General features: G+C 48.3%; 17 protein-coding genes. 14 read left to right on the forward strand and 3 right to left on the reverse strand.

The annotated features are described in order from the left end of the window. Window positions 1-94 precede the first annotated feature (94 nt). The 3 genes from uvrC to GKG43_RS06245 all read left to right on the forward strand — a co-directional run bounded on the left by uvrC (window position 95) and on the right by GKG43_RS06245 (window position 4,107). Window positions 95-1,975 (forward strand): excinuclease ABC subunit UvrC, encoded by a 1,881-nt coding sequence (gene uvrC / locus GKG43_RS06235; protein WP_055153099.1) that lies wholly within the window; start codon window positions 95-97, stop codon window positions 1,973-1,975. 223 nt (window positions 1,976-2,198) lie between these two features. Then, window positions 2,199-3,128, forward strand: coding sequence for an HPr(Ser) kinase/phosphatase (hprK, locus tag GKG43_RS06240; RefSeq protein ID WP_025655619.1), 930 nt, complete (start codon window positions 2,199-2,201; stop codon window positions 3,126-3,128). Between the two features lie 37 nt (window positions 3,129-3,165). Continuing rightward, window positions 3,166-4,107 (forward strand): ROK family glucokinase, encoded by a 942-nt coding sequence (locus tag GKG43_RS06245; protein ID WP_050640975.1) that lies wholly within the window; start codon window positions 3,166-3,168, stop codon window positions 4,105-4,107. Window positions 4,108-4,284: 177 nt separating this feature from the next. Here GKG43_RS06245 and GKG43_RS06250 read toward each other — a convergent pair whose 3' ends face one another. After that, window positions 4,285-6,861 (reverse strand): PBP1A family penicillin-binding protein, encoded by a 2,577-nt coding sequence (locus GKG43_RS06250; protein WP_055153097.1) that lies wholly within the window; start codon window positions 6,859-6,861, stop codon window positions 4,285-4,287. A gap of 170 nt (window positions 6,862-7,031) precedes the next feature. Here GKG43_RS06250 and GKG43_RS06255 point away from each other — a divergent pair, with 170 nt between their 5' ends. Together GKG43_RS06255 and GKG43_RS06260 are read left to right on the forward strand one after the other, a co-directional pair. Beyond that, window positions 7,032-7,676, forward strand: coding sequence for a YigZ family protein (locus tag GKG43_RS06255; protein WP_055153095.1), 645 nt, complete (start codon window positions 7,032-7,034; stop codon window positions 7,674-7,676). A 15-nt stretch (window positions 7,677-7,691) separates the two neighbouring features. Continuing rightward, window positions 7,692-7,904 carry a hypothetical protein gene (locus tag GKG43_RS06260; RefSeq protein WP_055153093.1) on the forward strand — a complete coding sequence of 71 codons (213 nt, stop codon included), beginning with the start codon at window positions 7,692-7,694 and terminating at the stop codon, window positions 7,902-7,904. A gap of 256 nt (window positions 7,905-8,160) precedes the next feature. Here GKG43_RS06260 and raiA read toward each other — a convergent pair whose 3' ends face one another. Together raiA and typA are read right to left on the reverse strand one after the other, a co-directional pair. Then, on the reverse strand, window positions 8,161-8,718 hold the full coding sequence (gene raiA / locus GKG43_RS06265; RefSeq protein WP_025655623.1) for a ribosome-associated translation inhibitor RaiA: 558 nt from the start codon (window positions 8,716-8,718) through the stop codon (window positions 8,161-8,163). A 326-nt stretch (window positions 8,719-9,044) separates the two neighbouring features. Further along, window positions 9,045-10,871, reverse strand: a complete 1,827-nt coding sequence (gene typA / locus GKG43_RS06270; RefSeq protein ID WP_050640971.1) for a translational GTPase TypA — start codon at window positions 10,869-10,871, stop codon at window positions 9,045-9,047. Between the two features lie 272 nt (window positions 10,872-11,143). Between typA and GKG43_RS06275 the strand changes: the two genes are divergently transcribed. The 9 genes from GKG43_RS06275 (at window position 11,144) to GKG43_RS06315 (ending at window position 21,066) form a co-directional block, all read left to right on the forward strand. Beyond that, a complete protein-coding gene (locus tag GKG43_RS06275) occupies window positions 11,144-11,773 on the forward strand; it encodes a single-stranded DNA-binding protein (protein ID WP_025655625.1) in 630 nt (209 codons plus the stop codon). A 272-nt stretch (window positions 11,774-12,045) separates the two neighbouring features. Continuing rightward, entirely contained in the window at window positions 12,046-12,936 is an 891-nt protein-coding gene (gene dapA, locus GKG43_RS06280; protein WP_050640970.1) for a 4-hydroxy-tetrahydrodipicolinate synthase, read from the forward strand. A 132-nt stretch (window positions 12,937-13,068) separates the two neighbouring features. Further along, window positions 13,069-13,827: a 4-hydroxy-tetrahydrodipicolinate reductase gene (gene dapB / locus GKG43_RS06285; RefSeq protein ID WP_050640969.1), complete on the forward strand. Its 759-nt coding sequence runs from the start codon at window positions 13,069-13,071 to the stop codon at window positions 13,825-13,827. Window positions 13,828-13,876: 49 nt separating this feature from the next. After that, entirely contained in the window at window positions 13,877-15,829 is a 1,953-nt protein-coding gene (locus GKG43_RS06290) for a fructose-bisphosphatase class III (RefSeq protein ID WP_050640968.1), read from the forward strand. Window positions 15,830-15,910: 81 nt separating this feature from the next. Beyond that, the gene (locus GKG43_RS06295; protein WP_055153091.1) at window positions 15,911-16,765 is read left to right on the forward strand and encodes a sigma-70 family RNA polymerase sigma factor; all 855 of its coding nucleotides are present in this window, start codon (window positions 15,911-15,913) and stop codon (window positions 16,763-16,765) included. Window positions 16,766-16,867: 102 nt separating this feature from the next. Further along, window positions 16,868-17,218 carry a hypothetical protein gene (locus GKG43_RS06300; RefSeq protein ID WP_050640966.1) on the forward strand — a complete coding sequence of 117 codons (351 nt, stop codon included), beginning with the start codon at window positions 16,868-16,870 and terminating at the stop codon, window positions 17,216-17,218. A gap of 211 nt (window positions 17,219-17,429) precedes the next feature. Further along, the gene (gene iorA, locus GKG43_RS06305) at window positions 17,430-19,238 is read left to right on the forward strand and encodes an indolepyruvate ferredoxin oxidoreductase subunit alpha (RefSeq protein WP_129878882.1); all 1,809 of its coding nucleotides are present in this window, start codon (window positions 17,430-17,432) and stop codon (window positions 19,236-19,238) included. Further along, complete coding sequence (locus GKG43_RS06310; RefSeq protein ID WP_050640965.1) at window positions 19,231-19,821, forward strand: indolepyruvate oxidoreductase subunit beta; 591 nt, start codon at window positions 19,231-19,233, stop codon at window positions 19,819-19,821. The genes iorA and GKG43_RS06310 overlap by 8 nt, the downstream gene beginning before the upstream one ends. 12 nt (window positions 19,822-19,833) lie before the next feature. After that, window positions 19,834-21,066, forward strand: a complete 1,233-nt coding sequence (locus GKG43_RS06315; protein WP_050640964.1) for a phenylacetate--CoA ligase — start codon at window positions 19,834-19,836, stop codon at window positions 21,064-21,066. Window positions 21,067-21,099 lie beyond the last annotated feature (33 nt).

Raw genomic sequence — 21,099 nt, forward strand, 5'->3', positions numbered from 1 at the left:
TGGGCTTGCCTACTCTTATTTTGATTCTGAAAATCTATTTCTCTTCCTATATTTTCCCTTCACAAATCCCTCATTAGGCCTTATAATAAATGGCATGGATAATTATAATTTTGACATACAGGAAGAACTGAAAAAGCTCCCGGCGAGCCCGGGAGTTTATATTATGCATGATGAAAAAGACAATATCATATATGTGGGAAAGGCGATCAGCCTGAAGAACAGGGTGCGCCAGTATTTTCAGAGCAGCAGGAATAAGGGGGTTAAGATTGAGCAGATGGTCACTCATATCCGGCGGTTTGAGTATATCGTGACGGATTCTGAGTTAGAAGCGCTTGTTCTGGAATGCAACCTGATCAAAGAGCACCGGCCCAAGTATAATACGATGCTGATGGATGACAAGACCTATCCTTTTATCAAGGTGACGACCAACGAGCCGTTTCCCAGGGTGATGCTGGCGAGAAAGATGCTGAAGGATAAGGCAAAGTATTTTGGGCCTTATACCAGCGGTCTGGCGGTCCGGGACACCATAGACCTGATTCATAAGCTTTATCATGTGAGGAGCTGCAACAGAAATCTGCCCAAGGATATTGGAAAAGAGCGGCCCTGCCTGAACTATCATATCAAGCAGTGCGATGCGCCTTGCCAGGGATATATTTCCCGGGAGGAATATGGGAAATCCATCCAGGAGATCATACGGTTTTTGAACGGGAATTTCGACAGTATACTGAACGACCTGGAAGAGAAGATGAAGGCGGCCTCGGAGGCTCTGGAATTCGAGAAGGCGATTGAGTACAGGGAGCTGCTGAACAGTGTGAAAAAGGTATCTCAGAAACAGAAAATCACGGATAGCAGCGGAGAAGACCGTGATATTCTTGCGGTGGCATCCGAGGAGGAAGACGCTGTTGTACAGGTGTTTTTTATCCGGGGAGGAAGGCTGATCGGGCGGGATCATTTCTATCTCCGTATTGCAAAAGACGAACAGGACAGTGAGATTCTGGACAGTTTTATCAAGCTGTATTATGCAGGCACTCCGTTTATTCCGGGAGAACTGATGCTTCCTGCCGAGCTGGAGGATATGCACCTGCTGGAGGAATGGCTGAGTGCGAAGCGCGGAGGAAAAGTAACGATCCGGGTGCCCAAAAAGGGGACGAAGGAAAAACTGGTCGAACTGGCGGCAAACAATGCCAGTCTGGTTCTGAGTAAAGACAAAGAGCGGCTGAAGCGGGAGGAGGGCAGGACAATCGGTGCGGTCAAGGAGATTGCCCGTCTTCTGGAGCTTGAAGACATCAGCCGTATGGAGGCCTTTGACATCTCTAACACAAATGGATTTGAGTCAGTCGGCTCCATGGTGGTATATGAGCGCGGAAAACCCAAACGAAATGATTACCGGAAGTTTAAGATAAAGGGGATCCAGGGCGCCGATGACTATGGCAGTATGAGAGAGGTACTGACCAGAAGATTTACGCATGGACTAAAGGAGCGGGAGGAGAGCCGGGAATTGGGCGGCTTTACTGCATTTCCGGACCTGATCCTTATGGACGGAGGTAAGGGACAGGTAAATGTAGCCCTGCAGGTACTCGAAGATCTCCGCCTGAATATTCCGGTATGCGGGATGGTGAAGGATGATTACCACAGAACAAGGGGATTATATTATCATAACGAGGAGATTCCGATTGATAAGTCCTCTGAGGCGTTCCGGCTGGTTACCCGGATCCAGGATGAGGCCCACCGTTTTGCGATTGAATATCACAGGCAGCTCCGCGGCAAGGGCCAGGTACATTCGATACTGGATGATATTGACGGCATCGGGCCGGCCAGAAGAAAGGCCCTCATGCGTCATTATATGAGTCTGGATGCGATCAGGGCCGCATCAGTGGAGGAGCTTGCCAAAGTCCCCTCCATGAACGAAAAATCGGCGCAGGCGGTATATACTTTTTTTCATCACACAAAAGAGCAGGAAGAGGAATTCAAGTAACTATTCACGGGGCCGTGCATAGTAACGAATCGTAACAGTTCAGGCTTGTCAGAACAGTAACGAATCAGAACCGCGGAATTAAATGCATTTTGATAGAGCTTTTAGGAAACTATGGTTTATGGTATAATAACCGCATGAGGATCAATCTGCCGCCGGATGAAGCTTTTTATGCAGCCTTGCGATGTCTGGATGAGCAGTGAAAATAAGAGAAAAGGAGATAGCTATGGGACATGGTGTAAAGCTACAGGAAATTGTCGAGAAAATGAATTTAAAGAATCTGACCCCCGAGGTTGAGCTTTTAGGGCGGGAGGTGAATGTTCCGGATATCAACAGGCCGGCGCTGCAGCTTACCGGATTCTTTGATCATTTTGACTGTGACAGGGTACAGATGATCGGATACGTAGAGTACACATATCTGCAGACATTGGAGGAGGAGAGAAAGCTTCAGATATATGATGAATTCCTCAGCCATAAAGTGCCGTGTATTATTTTCAGCAGAGACATGGAACCAGAGGAGATACTGCTTAAAAAAGCAGTGGAGCATGATGTTCCTGTATTTGTAACTTCAAAATCTACGTCTTCATTTATGGGGGAAATTATCAGATGGATGAATGTAAAACTGGCGCCTTGCATATCGATTCATGGCGTGCTTGTTGATGTATATGGTGTGGGTGTTTTAATTATGGGGGAGAGCGGAATCGGCAAGAGTGAGGCTGCGCTCGAATTGATTAAGCGGGGCCACCGCCTGGTGACGGACGATGTAGTGGAGATCAGGAAAGTCAGCGACGATACGCTTGTCGGAGCTGCTCCCGATATTACAAGGCATTTTATAGAGCTTCGAGGCATTGGTATTGTGGATGTGAAGTCGATGTTCGGCGTACAGAGTGTCAGGGAAACCCAGAATATCGACCTGGTCATTACTCTGGAAGACTGGAACAGGGACAAGGAGTATGACAGACTTGGGCTGGAAGAGAACTATACGGAATTTCTTGGTAACCGTGTTGTTTGCCACAGCATTCCGATCCGTCCGGGACGTAATCTTGCAATCATCGTGGAATCCGCAGCGGTTAACCACAGACAGAAACAGATGGGATATAATGCGGCCCAGGAATTATACAAACGTGTCCAGGAAAACCTGACAAAAAACAGATAGTCAGCATAGGGAATATAAATCAGACAGGAGAGTTAACATGAAGTATTGTTTTGGCATAGATGTTGGGGGAACTACCGTTAAGATGGGATTATTCGAGGAGACGGGAAAGATCCTAGATAAATGGGAGATTGTGACGCGCACAGAAGAGGAAGGAAAAGCCATTCTTCCGGATATTTCCGCATCGATCCTGGAAAAGATTGAGGAAAAGGGACTGAAGAAGGATGATATCGTGGGAGTGGGAGTCGGCGTGCCGGCCCCTGTAACAGAAGAGGGAATTGTAGACGGTACCGCGAACCTGGGATGGAATTATAAAAATGTCAGGAAAGAGCTGGAAGAGCTCACGGGGCTGTACGCACAGATCGGGAATGATGCCAATGTAGCCGCCCTTGGAGAGATGTGGAAAGGCGGCGGAGCTGGCCAGAAGAATATGGTAATGGTTACGCTCGGGACAGGCGTCGGAGGCGGAGTAATCATTGGCGGACGAGTGCTGACCGGTGCTCATGGAGCGGGCGGTGAAATCGGCCATATCTGTGTGAATTATGAGGAGACAGATACTTGTGGCTGTGGAAACCACGGCTGCCTGGAGCAATATGCTTCGGCGACAGGAATCGTTAGGCTGGCGAAAAAGAAGCTGGCAGAAGAAACGAGAAATACAATGCTAAATCTGGAATGCGTCTCCGCAAAGGACGTATTTGATGCGGTTAAGGCTGAGGATGTTGTGGCGAAGGAAATTGCGGAGGAATTTGGCCGGTATCTTGGCCATGCCCTTGCAAATCTGGCAGCGGTGGCAGATCCAGCAGTCTTTGTAATCGGGGGCGGCGTGTCCAAGGCAGGAGATATGCTGATTCCTTACATTGAGAAGCCATACCTTGAACGGGCCTTTTTTGCAAATAAGGATGTAAAGTTTGTACTCGCCACTTTGGGGAATGACGCGGGGATCTGCGGAGCTGCTAAGCTGGTGCTGGGGGAGCTGGCTTAGTGGAATATGGCAGAGGGCCTGCGGTATGGAAACGCGGCAGGACGATTGAAATGTAGTATGGCGGTGCAACAGCCGGGAATAAAATGAAAGCCAACATGTTCAGCATGCTGGCTTTCATTTTATTCCCGGCTGTTACGCCGTAAAAGACGGATCTATCAGAGTTCTGCTGCGAAGGAATTATTCGGCAGGAGGTTCTTCTCCGCCTCCGGCATCCGGCGTTTCGGCTCCACCGCCTTCATTACCGCCGCCTTCATTGCCGCCGCCTTCATTTCCACCGCCTTCATTGCCGCCGCCTTCCGGCGGTGTGACACTTCCTCCGTTTTCATCCGGATTCTCGGGATTTTCCTCTTTTTTATCATTGTCTTTATCTTTATCCTTATCTTTCTCATCGTCTTCTTTTTCCTCTTTCGGTACATAGTGCCCGGAACAACTCTGTGACGGAGCGGTTCCCTTTGCAAAATATTCGGTCAGAGGAGGACAGGTTGCAGTAGCCAGTAACCCGGTCTGCGTACAGATTGTCTTCTGTTCAACGGTGGAAGGCATAGTGAAATCTTTATACTCCAGGCCTTCATGAACGCGTTCCATGATGTTCTTCCACATAACCTCATGCCATGCCTGATCCATATTGCTCATCGGCTTATTAGAGTCGTAGCCGCCCCAGACGGAACATGTGTAATATGGCGTATATGCGGAGAGCCAGAGGTCAGTACTGTTTTCAGTTGTACCTGTTTTGCCGGCTGCAGGCATGCTGTATAATCTTGCGGCAGTACCTGTACCACGGGTGATAACATCCTGCATTGCACTTGTAAGAAGCGCTGCAGTCGAGTCTTTAATGACCTGGTGAGTCGCAGGTTTGGTGTTGTCCAGCAGCACATTTCCGTCCTTGTCCAGAACCTTTGTGTAGAGGATCGGCTCTGTGTAGATACCGTTGTTTGCAATTGCTGCGTATGCCGCGGTCATTTCCAGGTTGTAGATACCGCGTGTGATTCCTCCGAGCGCCGTGGCCTGTGCCACATCGGTGAATCCTGGATAATTGTCATCGTCGTTATTCACCAGAGTGGTAAATCCAAAGTTCAGCAGATAGTCATAACCTGTCTGCGGGCCGATGGCTGTCAGTGTCTTGACCGCGCAGACGTTCATGGAATGCTCAATTGCATAACGCACACGCGTGCTGCCGATATAGTGGTGATCCCAGTTGTTCACAGGCTTACCACTCGCATAGCTGTAAGGCTCATCTACAATTGTAGTTGCAAGTGTATAACCGCCGGAGTCCATGGCAGGTGCATAGGTTGATAATATTTTGAAACAGGAACCTGGCTGCCTTGTCGAATCGGTTGCACGGTTAAGGGAAAGACTCGTTGTCTTTTCACCACGGCCGCCCACAATCGCCTTTACCTTACCTGTATATTGATCCATCAGGACTACGGAGGTCTGAGGCTGCGGGGTGATATCCTTATTTTCAATTATGGTATCTTCTTCTGTAATGCCAAGAGTGCCTTTATATTCCGCAATTGCCTGTTCAGCTTCATCAGGAGAGGAGAATACAAGCGGGAATTCTCTTCCCCATGCGCTGCGGATATACTCCCCAAGCATCTCCTTGCTGTAGTTATCTGAGTTCCCATCAGGATGTGTAACAGTCAGTGCATATTCAAGTCCATATTCAACGGTGTATGGATAATTGTTCGGATTGGCAACCTCTTCGTCACAGATATTCTGGATTGCAAGATCCTGGGTTGCTGTGATTGTCAGGCCGCCGCTGTAAAGCAAGTTATATGCCTGCGTTTCAGTATAGCCCTTGCGTTCCCTGAGATCGTGGATAATCTGCTGTGTAAGTTCATCAACAAAATAGGAATATGGGGTGTTATCGGTAGCATCCTGTGAAGTTGCTTTGATTCTGTCGTATACAGGATCAGCTTTGGCCTCGTCATATTCTTCCTTGCTGATATAGCCCTGATCCAGCATGTTTTTCAGTACTATGTCCCGTCTCTTGGCATTAGCCTCCGGAAAATTCACCGGATCATAATCCGTAGGATTCTGTGTAATACCTGCCAGGACGGCGCACTCAGAGAGGTTCAGTTCGGATACGTCCTTGTCAAAATAGCGTTTTGCCGCAGTCTGTACGCCGAGGCAGTTTTGCCCAAGATTGATAGTGTTCATGTAGGCTTCCGCTATCTCTTCTTTGCTCATCTGTTTTTCAATCTCAACAGCCAGATACTGCTCCTGGAGTTTCCTCTCCAGCCTGTCATAGAATGTCTTCTCTTCTGTAAAATTCGGGAATACGTTGTTTTTAATCAGCTGCTGGGTCAGCGTACTTGCACCCTCTGAAAAATTGCCCGAGGTCACACCGACTACAGCGGCCCTGAGGATCCCCTGCATATCAATCCCGTTGTGCTTGTAGAAACGCTCATCCTCAATCGCTACAAATGCATGCGTCAGATTGATCGGAATGTCATCGTATGTTTTATAGACACGATTGGATCCCTTCTGACGGAACTTATCCAAAAGTTGTCCGTCTTCCGTGTAAACAAAGGAAGTGGCTCCGGAGGGCTTGACCATGTTAGGAGTCACTTTGGGGGCATCATCTATAATTTTTTTGACAAACAGACCGACTCCTCCGGCCCCGATTACTGCAATGAGTAAGACGCAGATCACTAGAGCTTTGAAAAAACGGACGCCAACCCGCTTCTTTTTCATATTCTTTTTTGAAGAGATATTCTTCTTTCTCTTATCGAGATTTTCTTTTCCGTAATTCATGAATCATATCCTCCTTTAATCATTCCACTCATTATATCAAATTTACCTGCTTAAATAAAGAAAAAATAGGAAAACTTCATATTTCTAAAAAAATCTTAATAATTTCTTGTGGTTTTCTACAGTTCTGTTATATTCTATTAATGATTACTAAAGAAATTGAGGTAAAGCCGATGAATTATAAAACAGTATATCAGGGAGCCTCTGCGGAAATCGTCGAAAAAAAGTCACGTTTCATAGCCGATGTATTTCCTGTTTCCTCTACAGAAGAGGCAATGGAGTACCTGGAAAAAGTAAAAAGGCAGTACTGGGATGCCAGGCATCACTGCTGGGCTTATGTAACCGGTGTTGAAAATGTACAGGAGCGCTGCAGCGACGACGGAGAGCCGAGCGGAACCGCAGGCAAGCCCATTCTCGAGGTTATAAGGGGACAGGGCCTGCACAATGTGCTCATCGTCGTCACCAGATACTTTGGAGGCACGCTGCTTGGAACAGGAGGGCTGGTGAGGGCATACACAGCAGCATCGCGGGAAGGCCTGTCTCACAGTAAGATTATAACCAGGATTTACGGATTTAAACTGAAAATAAGCACGGATTATACCGGTCTGGGAAAAATACAATACCTGCTCGCACAAAAAAATATCCCGCTGCTTGACACCGCATATACCGACTCCGTAGAAATCACGGCCCTTGTATCCCAGGAGGAAGAAAAACATATCACCAAAGAAATCATAGAAGGAACAAACGGAAAAAGCCAGATCCAAAAAGAGGGGGAGTGCTGGTATGCGGTTGTGGACGGCGAGGTTGTTTTTGAATGAAGGGGGGCGCCGCGGATGGAGCATCCTGGGTGCGGCAGATTGGAAGGAGCCAGGGATGTCAGGGGTGGAAAGCGCACCGCATACCCAATTCAATCCGGCCCTACCGTCAGATTCCCCCAAAAAGCGGAGGTTCTGCAGCCGGATGAAGCCCAGCCTGAGCGGAATGTGGAGAGGGAGACGCCGGGACACAAGAGGATGGGGCATGGAAGTATAGAGCGCACGGTCTAGAAGTACTTACACAAAATAAGCTGCCCACGAGGGATGGAAAGTGATTTTCCAAAATCACTTTCCAGGACAATCTAAGACGAGAAAGCATCAGGCTTTCTCGTCGCATGTTGTCTGTGCCCTCGTGGGCAGCTTATTTTGTGTTAGTACTTCTCCGTAAGCGGGTTACTTCCATGCCCCATCCTCTTGTGTCCCGGTGTCTCCCTCTCCACATTCCGTTCAGGCGTCCCTCAGCCACAGCATCCCCCGCTTCCAAAATCTAATCGAATTCAGGTTCTATGAGTCCGAATGACCCGTCTTTTCGTTTATAAACTACGTTTACCTCATCTGTCTCAGCATTGCAGAAGACGAAGAAGGAATGCCCTACCAGATCCATCTGGATGCAGGCGTCTTCCGGATACATTGGCTTGATTCCGAAACGCTTTGTCCTTACGATGCGGATCTCGTCATCCTGCTGTTCGCTGTCTTCTGATTCAAAGAATTCTTTTTTGAAGTTGCTTCCGCCGGCAGAGGCTGTTGGGTGCCCCTGGCTCTTTGCAACCAGTTTGTTTTTATACTTGCGGAGCTGTCGCTCGATTACTTCCTCTACGAGGTCGATGGATACATACATATCATTGCTTGTCTGCTCGGAGCGGATAATATTTCCCTTAACCGGGATTGTTACCTCGATCTTTTGTCTTTCTTTCTCTACACTGAGCGTTACGATAATTTCTGTTTCAGGAGTAAAATACCTTTCGAGTTTTCCCAACTTGTGTTCAATAGTGTCTTTTAAGCCTGGTGTTACGTCGATGTTCTTTCCACTAATAATAAATTTCATGATGCTCAACTCCTTTTGTTCATATTATACAGACAGTCGTATGTTTACTGCTTGTATTATGTAAATATTATAGCATGTAAAAACTTTATTGTATAGAACGAATCACTTCAATTCTTCTAATTTTTCCCAACGTAAGCTTTGCCATGCGGAGCCCGAACTGTGGGGAAATGATGCACGCAATAAACGAATGCAGAACGAAGGGTGTTATAGCATTTATTGGATAATCCACTTAAAAAACAAAAAGCCCCCGGCGGGAGGCGCACTGTGGCGTAAGAGACAGATGCCGCAGTGCAGCCGCCACAGGCGCGAGTTTTATAAGCCTGCTTTTATTTTGCATTACTTCTTTTGCGCATTCTGGAATCCAGGATTTTCTTGCGGATACGCAGTGACTGCGGCGTAACTTCCAGCAGTTCGTCGGTATCAATGAAATCCAGCGCCTCTTCCAGGCTTAATATGCGCGGCGTGGTGAGCCTTAATGCTTCATCCGCGCTGGAAGAACGGGTGTTGGTCAGATGCTTGGTCTTGCAGACATTTAGTTCGATATCTTCAGCTTTCCCATTCTGGCCGATTACCATACCTGCATATACTTTTTCACCGGGGCCGATAAATAAGGTGCCTCGCTCCTGGGCGCTGAATAATCCGTAGGTTACGGACTCCCCATTCTCAAAGGCAATCAGGGAACCCTGCTTGCGGTACTGAATATCCCCCTTGTAGGGCGCATAGCCGTCAAAGCTGGTGTTGAGGATTCCGTTTCCTTTTGTATCGGTTAGAAATTCTCCTCTGTATCCGATCAGTCCTCTGGATGGGATGGAAAATTCCAGACGTGTATAGCCGCCGTTGGAGGCGCCCATGTTCTGCAGTTCCCCCTTGCGCTGGCTCAGCTTGTCGATGACGGTCCCTGTAAATTCGTCGGGGACGTCCACATAGGCAATTTCCATGGGCTCTAGCTTTTTGCCGTTTTCATCCGTTCTGTAGAGGACCTCTGCCTTGCTTACGGCAAATTCATAGCCTTCGCGTCTCATATTTTCGATCAGGACAGACAGGTGCAGTTCGCCGCGTCCGGATACCTTGAAGCTGTCTGCATTTTCCGTTTCCTCCACGCGGAGGCTGACGTCGGTGTTTAACTCTCGGAACAGACGGTCTCTGATGTGGCGGGAGGTGACATATTTTCCTTCTTTGCCCGCAAAAGGGCTGTCATTGACAATGAACTGCATGGATATCGTGGGCTCGGAGATCTTCTGGAAAGGAATCGCCTCCGGGCAGTCGGGAGAACACAGGGTGTCTCCGATGGAAATACCGGAGATACCGGAAATGGCAACGATGGAACCAATGCTTGCTTCTTTGACTTCCACCTTGCTGAGGCCGTCGAATTCGTACAGCTTGCTGATCTTTACCTTTTCCAGTTTATCCGGATCGTGATGGTTTACAAGTACCATATCCTGGTTGACGGAAATCGTTCCGTTGTCTACTTTTCCGACTCCGATCCGTCCCACGTATTCGTTGTAGTCAATGGTACTGATCAGCACCTGTGTCGGCGCTTCCGGGTCGCCTTCCGGCGCCGGGATATAGTCCAGGATTGTTTCAAATAAAGGCTGCATGTCCTTCTCATCGTCAGTCAGGTCCAGCACGGCAATTCCGGACTTGGCGGAAGCGTAGATGAAGGGGCAGTCCAGCTGCTCATCGGAGGCGTCCAGATCCATGAAAAGTTCCAGCACTTCGTCGATGACTTCATCGGGTCTTGCCTCTGGCCTGTCTATTTTATTGATGCAGACGATCACGGGCAGCTCCAGCTCCAGCGCCTTGCGCAGCACGAATTTGGTCTGCGGCATAGCACCTTCAAAAGCATCCACAACGAGGACAACGCCGTTGACCATTTTGAGGACGCGCTCTACCTCTCCGCCGAAATCAGCATGCCCGGGCGTATCGATGATATTGATTTTGGTTCCTTTATAGAAGACGGCAGTATTTTTGGAGAGAATTGTGATACCTCGTTCCCTCTCGATGTCATTGGAGTCCATGACACGCTCTGCGACTTCCTGGTTCTCGCGGAAAACACCGCTTTGTTTTAAAAGTTCGTCGACCAGGGTGGTCTTGCCGTGGTCAACGTGGGCGATAATCGCGATGTTTCTAATATCTTCACGTTTTGTTTTCATAATTTTCAACACTCTTTCCTACTTATGATATGTGGTTACAACTTTTTTATTCTATCACAAAAAATTACGGAAGGGAAGGCACATTTACAGAAGGCAGCGGAGACGGAATGCAATTTTACGATATTCTTCATGCTATTTGGACAATTTTCGCCCGGATCTCAAAACTTTGTCGAACGATTCAAACCTGCTTTTCGTTCTAAAGCATATGTCATGTTCATAGACTTAGTATTGACTCAAAAATACCACTCAGAGGAAGGGAGAACTACAAAATTATGTCAGATAAGATTATTGAAAACAATCAGGTAACAATCATGGGCGAGGTGGCTTCAAAATTCACATACAGCCACGAGGTATTCGGGGAAGGTTTTTATATGGTGGATGTGCTTGTGAAAAGGCTCAGCAATTCCGATGACCGGATTCCGCTTATGATTTCAGAGAGACTTATTGATGTGACCCAGGATTATACAGGGGAATTCATTATGGCCTCCGGGCAGTTCCGCTCTTACAACCGCCATGAAGAGCAGAAGAACAGGCTGGTGTTATCTGTATTTGTGCGGGAAGTTGAATTTATCGACGAGGAGCTGGACGGGGCAAAGACAAACCACATACTGCTGGAAGGATACATATGCAAAAAGCCCGTGTACCGGAAAACGCCGCTTGGACGTGAGATCGCAGACCTGCTGCTGGCAGTGAACAGGCCTTATGGTAAATCAGATTATATTCCATGCATCTGCTGGGGCAGAAATGCCAGATATGCATCCGGTTTTGAGGTGGGAGAGCATGTGCAGATTCTGGGCAGAATCCAGAGCCGGGAGTATGTAAAAAAATTATCTGAGACAGAAACGGAGACACGCATAGCGTATGAAGTATCTGTAAGTAAACTTGAATGTATGGAAGATTAAAGATAGAAGGACGAAGGAGTGTTACTGTGCACACCCTGCGGGCGTGCACAGTAACGGCATCTGTCCATTTAAAGTCGCCTATGGCGGGGGCAGATGCCCCGAGACCATCACATCATCGGCTCCGATGCCGTGCAGCGGGGTGCACGGCACGGTCTGAACAGTAACCGAAGGAGTGTCATTTAGGAAAATGACGCTCTTTCTTTACGTTGACATCAACCATTTTTAATGTTAAACTTTGGAAGAGATAAGCGAATTAGATTAGGAGGATGTATATGTCAATTTTTGAAGGAGCCGGCGTGGCTTTGATTACCCCATTTAAGGCAGATGGCAGTGTGAATTATGATAAGCTCGATGAGTTGATAAACTACCATTGTGAGAATGGCACAGACAGTATTATTATTTGTGGTACGACAGGCGAATCTTCTACATTAACAGAAGAAGAACATATGGATTGTATTAAGTTTACGATAGAGCGCACGAAGAAACGGATTCCGGTAATCGCCGGGACCGGATCCAACTGCACCCGCACCGCGGTGGAGATGTCAAAGGAAGCTGCGGAGGATGGGGCTGACGGCCTGCTTGTCGTGACTCCTTACTATAATAAGGCCACACAGGCCGGGCTTGTTGCGCATTATAAGGCGATTGCGCAGGAGGCAAAGGCTCCGATCATTTTATACAGCGTAAAGAGCAGAACCGGCATGAATATTGAACCGGCTACAGTAGCGCAGATGGCCAGCGAGGTGGAGAACATCGTGGCTGTTAAGGAGGCATCCGGGGATATTTCCCAGATTACGAAGATTATGCAGCTGACAGACGGAAAGATTGACCTCTATTCCGGCAATGACGATCAGATTATACCTTTGATGGCTCTGGGCGGCAAGGGAGTGATTTCTGTATTGGCCAATATTGCTCCGAGAGAAACGCACGATATCTGTGAGAAGTTTTTCAAGGGAGATCTGGAAGGCAGCCGTGCGCTGCAGCTTAAGGCGCTGCCGCTGATCGAGCAGCTGTTCTGTGAGGTGAATCCGATACCGGTCAAGAAGGCGGCGAACCTTATGGGCATGGAAGTAGGCGGCCTGAGAATGCCACTGACAGAGATGACGGAAAAGAATGCGGCAAATCTGGCAAAAGCAATGGCTGATTTCGGGATTAAGCTTGCTTAATTCGGTAAATATATGATTGTGAAAGGGATATCATACGTTGAGTAACTGGCTCAAATGTGGTATCCTTTTTTATATAGAGGGACTCCTTTGAGAGTTCCGTACATTATATGAAAAGGCTCGGGAGGGACAGATATGATAAAGGTTTTAATGCATGGCTGCAACGGAAAGATGGGACAGATGATTACAGGACTTATCAGGGATGATGAACAGGTGGAGATTGCCGCAGGCGTGGATGCTTATACAGGGCTTGCCAACGACTATCCTGTATTTGAGAACGTGGAATCCTGTGATGTGGATGTGGACGTGGCGATTGATTTTTCAAACGCCGGAGCGGTGGACGGGCTCCTGGACTATTGTGTGGAAAAGCAGGTTCCTGTGGTGCTCTGCACAACCGGCCTGTCAAATGAACAGCTCAAAAGGGTCAGTGAGGTATCCAAAAAGGTCGCAGTGCTGAAGTCGGCGAATATGTCCATGGGAATCAACCTTCTTCTGAAAATGCTTAAGGATGCCGCGAAGGTGCTGGCTCCGGCGGGCTACGATATTGAACTGGTGGAGAGGCACCATAACCAGAAGGTGGATGCTCCCAGCGGCACGGCCCTTGCGCTGGCAGATTCTATGAATGAGGCGCTGAATCATGAATATACTTATGTATATGACAGAAGCCAGGTGCGTAAAAAGAGGGAACAGAAGGAGATGGGCATCTCAGCGGTCCGCGGCGGAACGATTGTCGGGGATCACGAGGTGATTTTTGCCGGCCCGGACGAGGTGATCGAGTTCAGGCATACGGCTTATTCCAGAAGTGTTTTTGGAAAGGGTGCAGTGGAGGCGGCCAAATTCCTGGCAGGTAAAGAGGCCGGTATGTATGATATGAGTGATGTGATTCAATTTTAACATGATAAGCGTGGATTGAAACCATCACAATGTATGGGGAGGAAGTATTATGAAAGATCTGGAAACAAGATATCTTGAGCGGCTCTCTGATTTATATCCGACGATTGCCGCGGCTTCAACAGAGATTATTAATCTGCAGGCAATTTTAAATCTGCCCAAGGGAACCGAACATTTTTTGACAGACATCCATGGGGAGTACGAGGCGTTTGCACATGTACTGAAGAATGGGTCTGGTTCGGTGAGAAGAAAGATAGACGATGTTTTCGGCAATACCTTAAGCTCCAGGGACAAGCAGTCTCTGGCTACGCTGATTTATTATCCCAAGGACAAGATGGCCCAGGTGAAAAAAGTGGAGAGCAATATGGAGGACTGGTACAAGATCAATCTGTACCGTCTGATTGAAGTTAGCAAACGGGCGGCGAGCAAGTATACCCGGTCCAAGGTAAGAAAGGCGCTTCCGAAGGATTTCGCATACGTGATCGAAGAACTGATTACGGAGAAGGTGGAAGTAAATGATAAGGAATCTTATTATAATGAGATTATTAAGACCATTATCCGAATCGGCCGGGCGGAGGAGTTTATCGCGGCGATCTCGGAACTGATCCAGCGTCTTGTCGTGGATCATTTACATATTGTGGGAGATATTTATGACAGAGGCCCGGGCCCTCATATCATTATGGATAAACTGATGACCTATCACTCCCTGGATATCCAGTGGGGCAACCACGACGTCCTCTGGATGGGCGCGGCGGTCGGTCAGAGAGGCTGCATGGCGAATGTGGTGCGTATCTGCGCGAGGTACGGCAATCTGGATATCCTGGAGGACGGCTATGGAATTAACCTGCTTCCGCTGGCTACATTTGCGCTGCGGACTTACGGGGATGATCCGTGCACCTGTTTTGCACTGAAGGGTCCGGAAAAGGCGAATAAGGCGGAGATGGAGATGGATCTTAGGATGCACAAGGCGATTTCCATTATCCAGTTTAAGGTGGAGGGGCAGATTATAAAGCGCCATAAGGATTTTGGACTGGATGACAGGGCTCTTCTGCACAGGATTAATTTTGAGAAAGGGACGGTTAACCTTGACGGGACGGATTATCCTCTTCTGGATACGAATTTCCCGACAATAGACCCCAAAGATCCCTATAAGCTTTCGGAGGAAGAGGAAGAGATCATGGAGCGTATGGAGCGCGCATTTCTCGGCTGCGAGAAACTGCAGGAACATATGCGTTTTCTGCTTGCAAAGGGCAGCCTGTACAAGGTTTATAATCATAATCTGCTGTATCACGGCTGTGTGCCTCTGAACGAAGACGGCAGCCTGAAGGAAGTTTCTCTGTTCGGAAGAAAGTTTAAAGGAAAGTCACTGTATGATGCCCTGGACCGGTATCTGAGAAAAGGATTTTTTGCATTGAATGAGAGGGAACGGGAGGACGGCAAGGATATGATGTGGTATATCTGGCTGAATCCGAATTCTCCGCTGTTTGGCAAGAATAAAATGGCAACATTTGAGAGATACTTCCTTGCAGAGAAGGAAACACATGTGGAGAAGAAGAATCCGTATTATTATCTTCTCGAGAAAGAAGAGGTGATCGACAATATTATGCGGGAGTTCGGTCTTTGTCCGGATGAAGCGCATGTTGTCAACGGTCATGTCCCTGTAAAATGCAAGAATGGAGAAAGCCCCATAAAATGCAACGGCAAGGTGCTTGTGATTGACGGTGGATTTTCGAAGGCTTACCAGAAGGAGACGGGAATTGCTGGTTATACGTTGATATACAATTCTTACGGACTGCTTCTGGTTGCACATGAGCCTTTTGAATCCACGGAAGCGGCGATCCAGAAGGAGAGCGATATCCATTCGGATTATATGGTGGTAAAGCGGGTGCTGGAGCGGCGCCTGGTCGGTGATACGGATATTGGAAAAGAACTTAAGGAGCAGGTAGCAGATCTGGAAAGGCTGCTTGCGGCATATCGAAGTGGTGAAATTATCGAAAAAATATAAGAAACGAGGGACTGCCCGGAATCCATTTTCCGGGCAGTCTGCACATAGAGAAACATTAAGACAGAAAGGCTTGGAAATGACATGGGAAAATATGCAGGGCAGGGATTTTCAATACCTGATAATGTAGAGGTGACGGAACCTCTGAAGATCTATTTGAAAGAGATTGGGAGCATTCCTCCGCTCAGTGCCGGTGAGGAGCTTGAACTGGGGAAAAGAGTCGCGGCAGGGGACACAGACGCGAAACGGAGGCTGGAGGAGGCGAATCTTTGCCTGGTCGTGTCAGCCGCCGGGCAGTACAGCGGGCGCGGCCTGCAGTTTTTGGATCTGATCCAGGAAGGCAGTATTGGGCTGATGCAGGCGGTAGAAATGTTTGATTATACAAGGGACGGCGCATTTTCCGATTATGCACGCAGCTTTATTGAGGAGGCCATGAAACGTGCGATAGATGAACAGTCCCGAGAAATCCGTGTGCCGGCTTATGTTGCGGAGAATATAAAAAAGGTACAGAAAGTTTCGAATGAACTGCGTCAGGAACTGGGGCGCGCGGCCACTGCAGGCGAGATTGCGGGAAGGATTGGAGATAAGTCAGAAGAGGAAGTGAAAAGCGTGCTGGCATTTCTTGAACCCCCGGTTTCACTGGAGGCTCCCACGGGGGCGGAAGAGGATGATATTCTGGAAGATCATATTGAGGACCAGGAAGAAAAGACTCCCGAAGATGCGGTGAATATTTTAATTCAAAAAGAAGAAGTGCTTCATCTCCTGGAGAGTCTGAGCGAGAGGGAACGTCATGTAATCAGCATGCGCTTTGGGCTGGAGAATGGCAGGGTCCACACCCAGGAAGAAGTCGGACGGGAGCTGAATGTGTCAAAAGAGCGGATCTGTCAGATAGAAGAACATGCGATGAAAAAACTCCGCGAGGCCGCCGGGAAAGAATAGCATCCGAGGTTCCTGGTAAAATAGAAATTTTTCCCACACATAAACATTCTGAAATTGCAAATATTACTAACACAAGATTATGAATGGAAAGGGAGAAATAAAATGAAAAGATTTAAAAAGTTTTTATTATTAATGATGTGTGTTGGAGTACTTTGCGGTGTAACAGCATGTGGTACAGATAAGAACACAAACGATGGAAAAACAAATACAACAGACGAGAAGAATATGAACGATGCTACAAACGGCAAAGACACCAAGGATAATAAAGGTGATGGTGCGGTAGATAACGCAGTGGATGATGCAACTGATGCTGTAGATGATGCTGCTGATGATCTTACAGATAACAATGGTCCTGAAAAGGATAATCTGGAAGACAGAAATACAAACGACAAAGATGTAAATAATAATGATGCAGCTAACAACACAGATAACAATGCTGCAGACAACCAGTAGGAAAACACGGCAGAATCTGCAAAGGGGTCTGACCCCTATGCGCCCCATTTTCTTAATTGTTTCAAACAATTAAGAATTCGAGGTTCATAGGGGTCAGACCCCTGGTTTTTTCAAGTTTACTGTGGTAAAATAGCAAAATGAGACATTTCATAAGTTAAGATATAATTCGAATACGTAAAGAAACAAAAGTAAAGGAGTACATATTATGAGTATGGAAAGAAAGCTTGTTATGGGCAACGAGGCGATTGCCCTGGGCGCTGTCCGTGCCGGTGTGAGAATGGTGGCCGGTTATCCGGGGACGCCGTCGACAGAGATTCTGGAGACAGTTGCTAAGCATAATGACGGGAGCATTCACGTGGAGTGGTCTACCAATGAGAAGGCCGCTATGGAAGTCGGCGCAGGAGCCGCTTATGCTGGTGCCAGAACGCTGGTTACGATGAAACAGGTGGGGCTGAATGTGGCTTCCGACCCTCTGATGAGTCTTGCCTATGTTGGGGTAAAAGGCGGTATGGTGATTGTGTCGGCGGATGATCCGGGACCGATTTCTTCACAGACGGAACAGGATACAAGACATTTTGCACAATTCTCGAAGCTGCCTGTGTTTGATCCATCATCGCCGGATGAGGCATATCTGATGATTGCGGATGCTTTTGCGTATTCGGAAAAGTACCAGACACCGGTTCTTTTCCGCCCGACGACAAGAGTGTGTCACGCCTGTGTTAGCATTGATCTGCTGCCAAAGCTGGATGTGCCCGAGCCGGAAGGGTTTATCAAGGATACCATGCGCTGGGTTATTTTTCCCAGGCTTTCCTACCAGAATCATATCAAGATCGAAGCGAGAAATGTGGAACTGTCGGAAGTGTTTTCTTCCTACGACAAGAACCTGCGAAGGGAAGGAAAAGGCAGGAAAGGCGTTGTCTCTGGCGGGGTGAGTTTTGCATATACGAGCGAAGTGATACCGGAGGATGTGCCGCTTTTGAAGATCAGCACGCCTCATCCGTTTCCGGAGCGTCTGGCGAAGGAATTTATGGAGGACCTGGATGAAGTGCTGGTACTGGAAGAACTGGATCCGGTGATTGAAAAGGAACTGCTTCAGATTGTGGGTAAATACCATCTGAATGCAAAGATTTGTGGAAAACTTACGCATGATACGAAGAATGCGGGGGAAAACAGTGTGGAAAGTATCAGGGGGGATCTGGGGCGTTTTCTCGGAACCGAAGAAACTGATTCGAAAGAGCTCTGCGGCGCCCGGGGGGATATACCGCAGCTGCCGGTCAGGCCTCCGGTTCTGTGTGCCGGGTGTCCCCACAGAGCTTCCTTCTATGCGGTGAAGAAGGCAATGCGCGGGAAAAAGGCGGTATTCAGCGGGGATATCGGCTGTTATACCCTGGGAAACGCGAAGCCGCTGGATATGGTGGATACCTGTCTCTGTATGGGGGCAGATGTAACGATCGCCCAGGGATTACATATTATAGAACCAGACGCGGTGAACTTTGCGTTCATCGGAGATTCCACGTTTTTTGCTTCCGGTATTACAGGGGTTGTGAATGCGGTTTACAATCAGACGGACATTGTGCTGATTGTGCTGGATAATTCCACAACGGCGATGACCGGCCACCAGCCCCATCCCGGAACAGGTGTAACCATGATGGGGGAGGTTGCGGCCAAAATCAGCATCGAGAATATTTTGCGGGGAATCGGGTTAACGTGGATTGAGACCGTTGATCCGCTGAACCTGGAGCTTGCGGCAGATACGGTGAAGAGGGCGGCCAAAGAAAAGGGTGTGCGTGCCGTGATCTTCAAGTCTCCGTGTATTGCGGTAGCAAAACCGGGAAAATTATATGAGGTAAAGCAGGAGTCCTGTACAAAATGCAAGGTCTGCATCAGCCAGCTTGGATGCCCGGCAATTATAGTAAATGGCGGTGAAATTGTGGTGGAGCCGTCTTTGTGTTATGGATGCGGTCTGTGCAGCCAGGTATGTCCGTCAGGTGCAATCGGGGAGGTGGAAAGCGATGAATAAAAGTTGTCTGTTATGCGGAGTCGGAGGTCAGGGCGTTGTGCTTGCCTCCAAACTGATTGCCTATGCGGCTATGGAGCAGGGAAAATTTGTGAGGACGACGGAGACCATCGGGATGGCACAGCGCGGCGGCTCAGTTGTGAGCCATGTGCGGATGGGGACAGAGGTGCATTCTCCGTTGATTCCGCTGAAAAGTGCGGATATGCTGCTGGCATTTGAACCGGCAGAGGCGGTGCGCTGTCTGCCGTATTTAAAAGAGGGCGGTACAGTGATCGTCAGCAGCAAGACAGTAAAGCCGGTTACGGCCACGCTGAGCGGCAGTACATATGAAGGAACCGAGATGCTGGAATATCTGAAAAAAAATGTAGAGAACCTTGCCATATTGGACGGAGAAGAGATCTGCCGGCAGGCGGGTTCTTCCAGGGTTCTGAATGTGGCGCTGCTGGGCGCGGCGGCTGCCAGCGGTGTGCTGGACATTTCCGCAGAAGAGATGGAAAGTGCCGTGGCCGGCAACGTGAAGGAAAAATTCCTGGACATGAACAGGAAAGCGTTAACACTTGGAATGACCGCGTTTGAGCAGGCATAGAGGGGAGCAGATATGAAAATGACAGAATTACAGCTGGAGCTGATTAAAGAAAATCTGAAACAGCTGACATCCAAAGATTGTTTTTACAAAGAAAAGTTTCAGGATATCGATGTTTCTAAAATACAGAGCCAGGAAGACTTTGAAAAGCTGCCGTTTACCTGGAAGGGAGATCTGCGGGAGGCATATCCTTTGGGGCTGCAGGCCGTGCCCGATGAAGAGGTAGTGAGAATTCATTCTTCCTCAGGGACAACGGGGACTCCGGTTATTATTCCCTACACCAAAAAGGATGTGGAGGACTGGGCGAAGATGTTTGCCCGCTGTTACGAGATGGCCGGAATCACGGCGCTGGACAGAATTCAGATTACTCCCGGATACGGACTGTGGACCGCCGGTATCGGATTTCAGGCAGGTGCTGAGTATTTAGGTGCAATGACGATTCCGATGGGACCAGGCAACACAGATAAACAGCTTCGCATGATGAAGGACATGAAAGCCACCGTTTTGTGTGCGACTTCTTCTTATGCACTGCTTTTGGCGGAGGAGATTGCAAAAAGGGGGATCTCTGACAAGATACATCTGAAAAAAGGCGTGATCGGTTCCGAGCGGTGGGGCGAAAAGATGAGAAAACGGATCGCCGCGGAGCTGGGGGTTCAGCTGTATGATATTTATGGGCTGACGGAAGTGTATGGGCCGGGAATTGCCATGAGCTGTGATTATGAATGCGGAATGCATTACTGGGATGACTACCTGTATTTTGAGATTGTGGATCCAAAGACAGGGAAAACTGTACCCGACGGTGAAATCGGCGAGCTGGCGATTACAACCCTGCGCAAACAGGGCGCGCCGCTTGTCCGTTACCGTACCCATGACCTGACGCGTTTCATACCGGGAGAGTGCAGGTGCGGTTCAAAGTTCCCGCGGATCGATACACTGATCGGAAGAACGGACGATATGGTAAAGGTAAAAGGCGTCAATATCTTCCCGAGCCAGATCGAAGAGATGCTGGGCGGAGTACCGGAAGCTTCCAGCGAGTACCAGTTTATGCTGGACCATATGAATGGAAAAGATGTCTGCACCCTGTTTGTGGAAGTCAACAAGAATGTGGATAAAAAGCAGGCGGAAGAAGCTGTGAAAAAGGCGTTCAAGACGAAAATCGGTATTACTGTGAATGTGATGCCTGTATCAATCGGAGATCTGCCGAGAAGCGAGAAAAAATCTACACGTATATTTGATAACCGATATTGATAAATGTTTGACAATGAGGTTCAAAGGGGTCTG

The sequence above is a fragment of the Eubacterium sp. BIOML-A2 genome (assembly GCF_009680135.1).
GTDB classification, from domain to species: domain Bacteria; phylum Bacillota; class Clostridia; order Lachnospirales; family Lachnospiraceae; genus Faecalicatena; species Faecalicatena contortus_B.

Coding starts and splice junctions, on each gene's coding strand:
- uvrC (WP_055153099.1), top strand. CDS start 95: ATGGATAATTATAATTTTGACATACAGGAAGAACTGAAAAAGCTCCCG.
- hprK (WP_025655619.1), top strand. CDS start 2,199: ATGGGACATGGTGTAAAGCTACAGGAAATTGTCGAGAAAATGAATTTA.
- GKG43_RS06245 (WP_050640975.1), top strand. CDS start 3,166: ATGAAGTATTGTTTTGGCATAGATGTTGGGGGAACTACCGTTAAGATG.
- GKG43_RS06250 (WP_055153097.1), bottom strand. CDS start 6,861: ATGAATTACGGAAAAGAAAATCTCGATAAGAGAAAGAAGAATATCTCT.
- GKG43_RS06255 (WP_055153095.1), top strand. CDS start 7,032: ATGAATTATAAAACAGTATATCAGGGAGCCTCTGCGGAAATCGTCGAA.
- GKG43_RS06260 (WP_055153093.1), top strand. CDS start 7,692: ATGGAGCATCCTGGGTGCGGCAGATTGGAAGGAGCCAGGGATGTCAGG.
- raiA (WP_025655623.1), bottom strand. CDS start 8,718: ATGAAATTTATTATTAGTGGAAAGAACATCGACGTAACACCAGGCTTA.
- typA (WP_050640971.1), bottom strand. CDS start 10,871: ATGAAAACAAAACGTGAAGATATTAGAAACATCGCGATTATCGCCCAC.
- GKG43_RS06275 (WP_025655625.1), top strand. CDS start 11,144: ATGTCAGATAAGATTATTGAAAACAATCAGGTAACAATCATGGGCGAG.
- dapA (WP_050640970.1), top strand. CDS start 12,046: ATGTCAATTTTTGAAGGAGCCGGCGTGGCTTTGATTACCCCATTTAAG.
- dapB (WP_050640969.1), top strand. CDS start 13,069: ATGATAAAGGTTTTAATGCATGGCTGCAACGGAAAGATGGGACAGATG.
- GKG43_RS06290 (WP_050640968.1), top strand. CDS start 13,877: ATGAAAGATCTGGAAACAAGATATCTTGAGCGGCTCTCTGATTTATAT.
- GKG43_RS06295 (WP_055153091.1), top strand. CDS start 15,911: ATGGGAAAATATGCAGGGCAGGGATTTTCAATACCTGATAATGTAGAG.
- GKG43_RS06300 (WP_050640966.1), top strand. CDS start 16,868: ATGAAAAGATTTAAAAAGTTTTTATTATTAATGATGTGTGTTGGAGTA.
- iorA (WP_129878882.1), top strand. CDS start 17,430: ATGGAAAGAAAGCTTGTTATGGGCAACGAGGCGATTGCCCTGGGCGCT.
- GKG43_RS06310 (WP_050640965.1), top strand. CDS start 19,231: ATGAATAAAAGTTGTCTGTTATGCGGAGTCGGAGGTCAGGGCGTTGTG.
- GKG43_RS06315 (WP_050640964.1), top strand. CDS start 19,834: ATGAAAATGACAGAATTACAGCTGGAGCTGATTAAAGAAAATCTGAAA.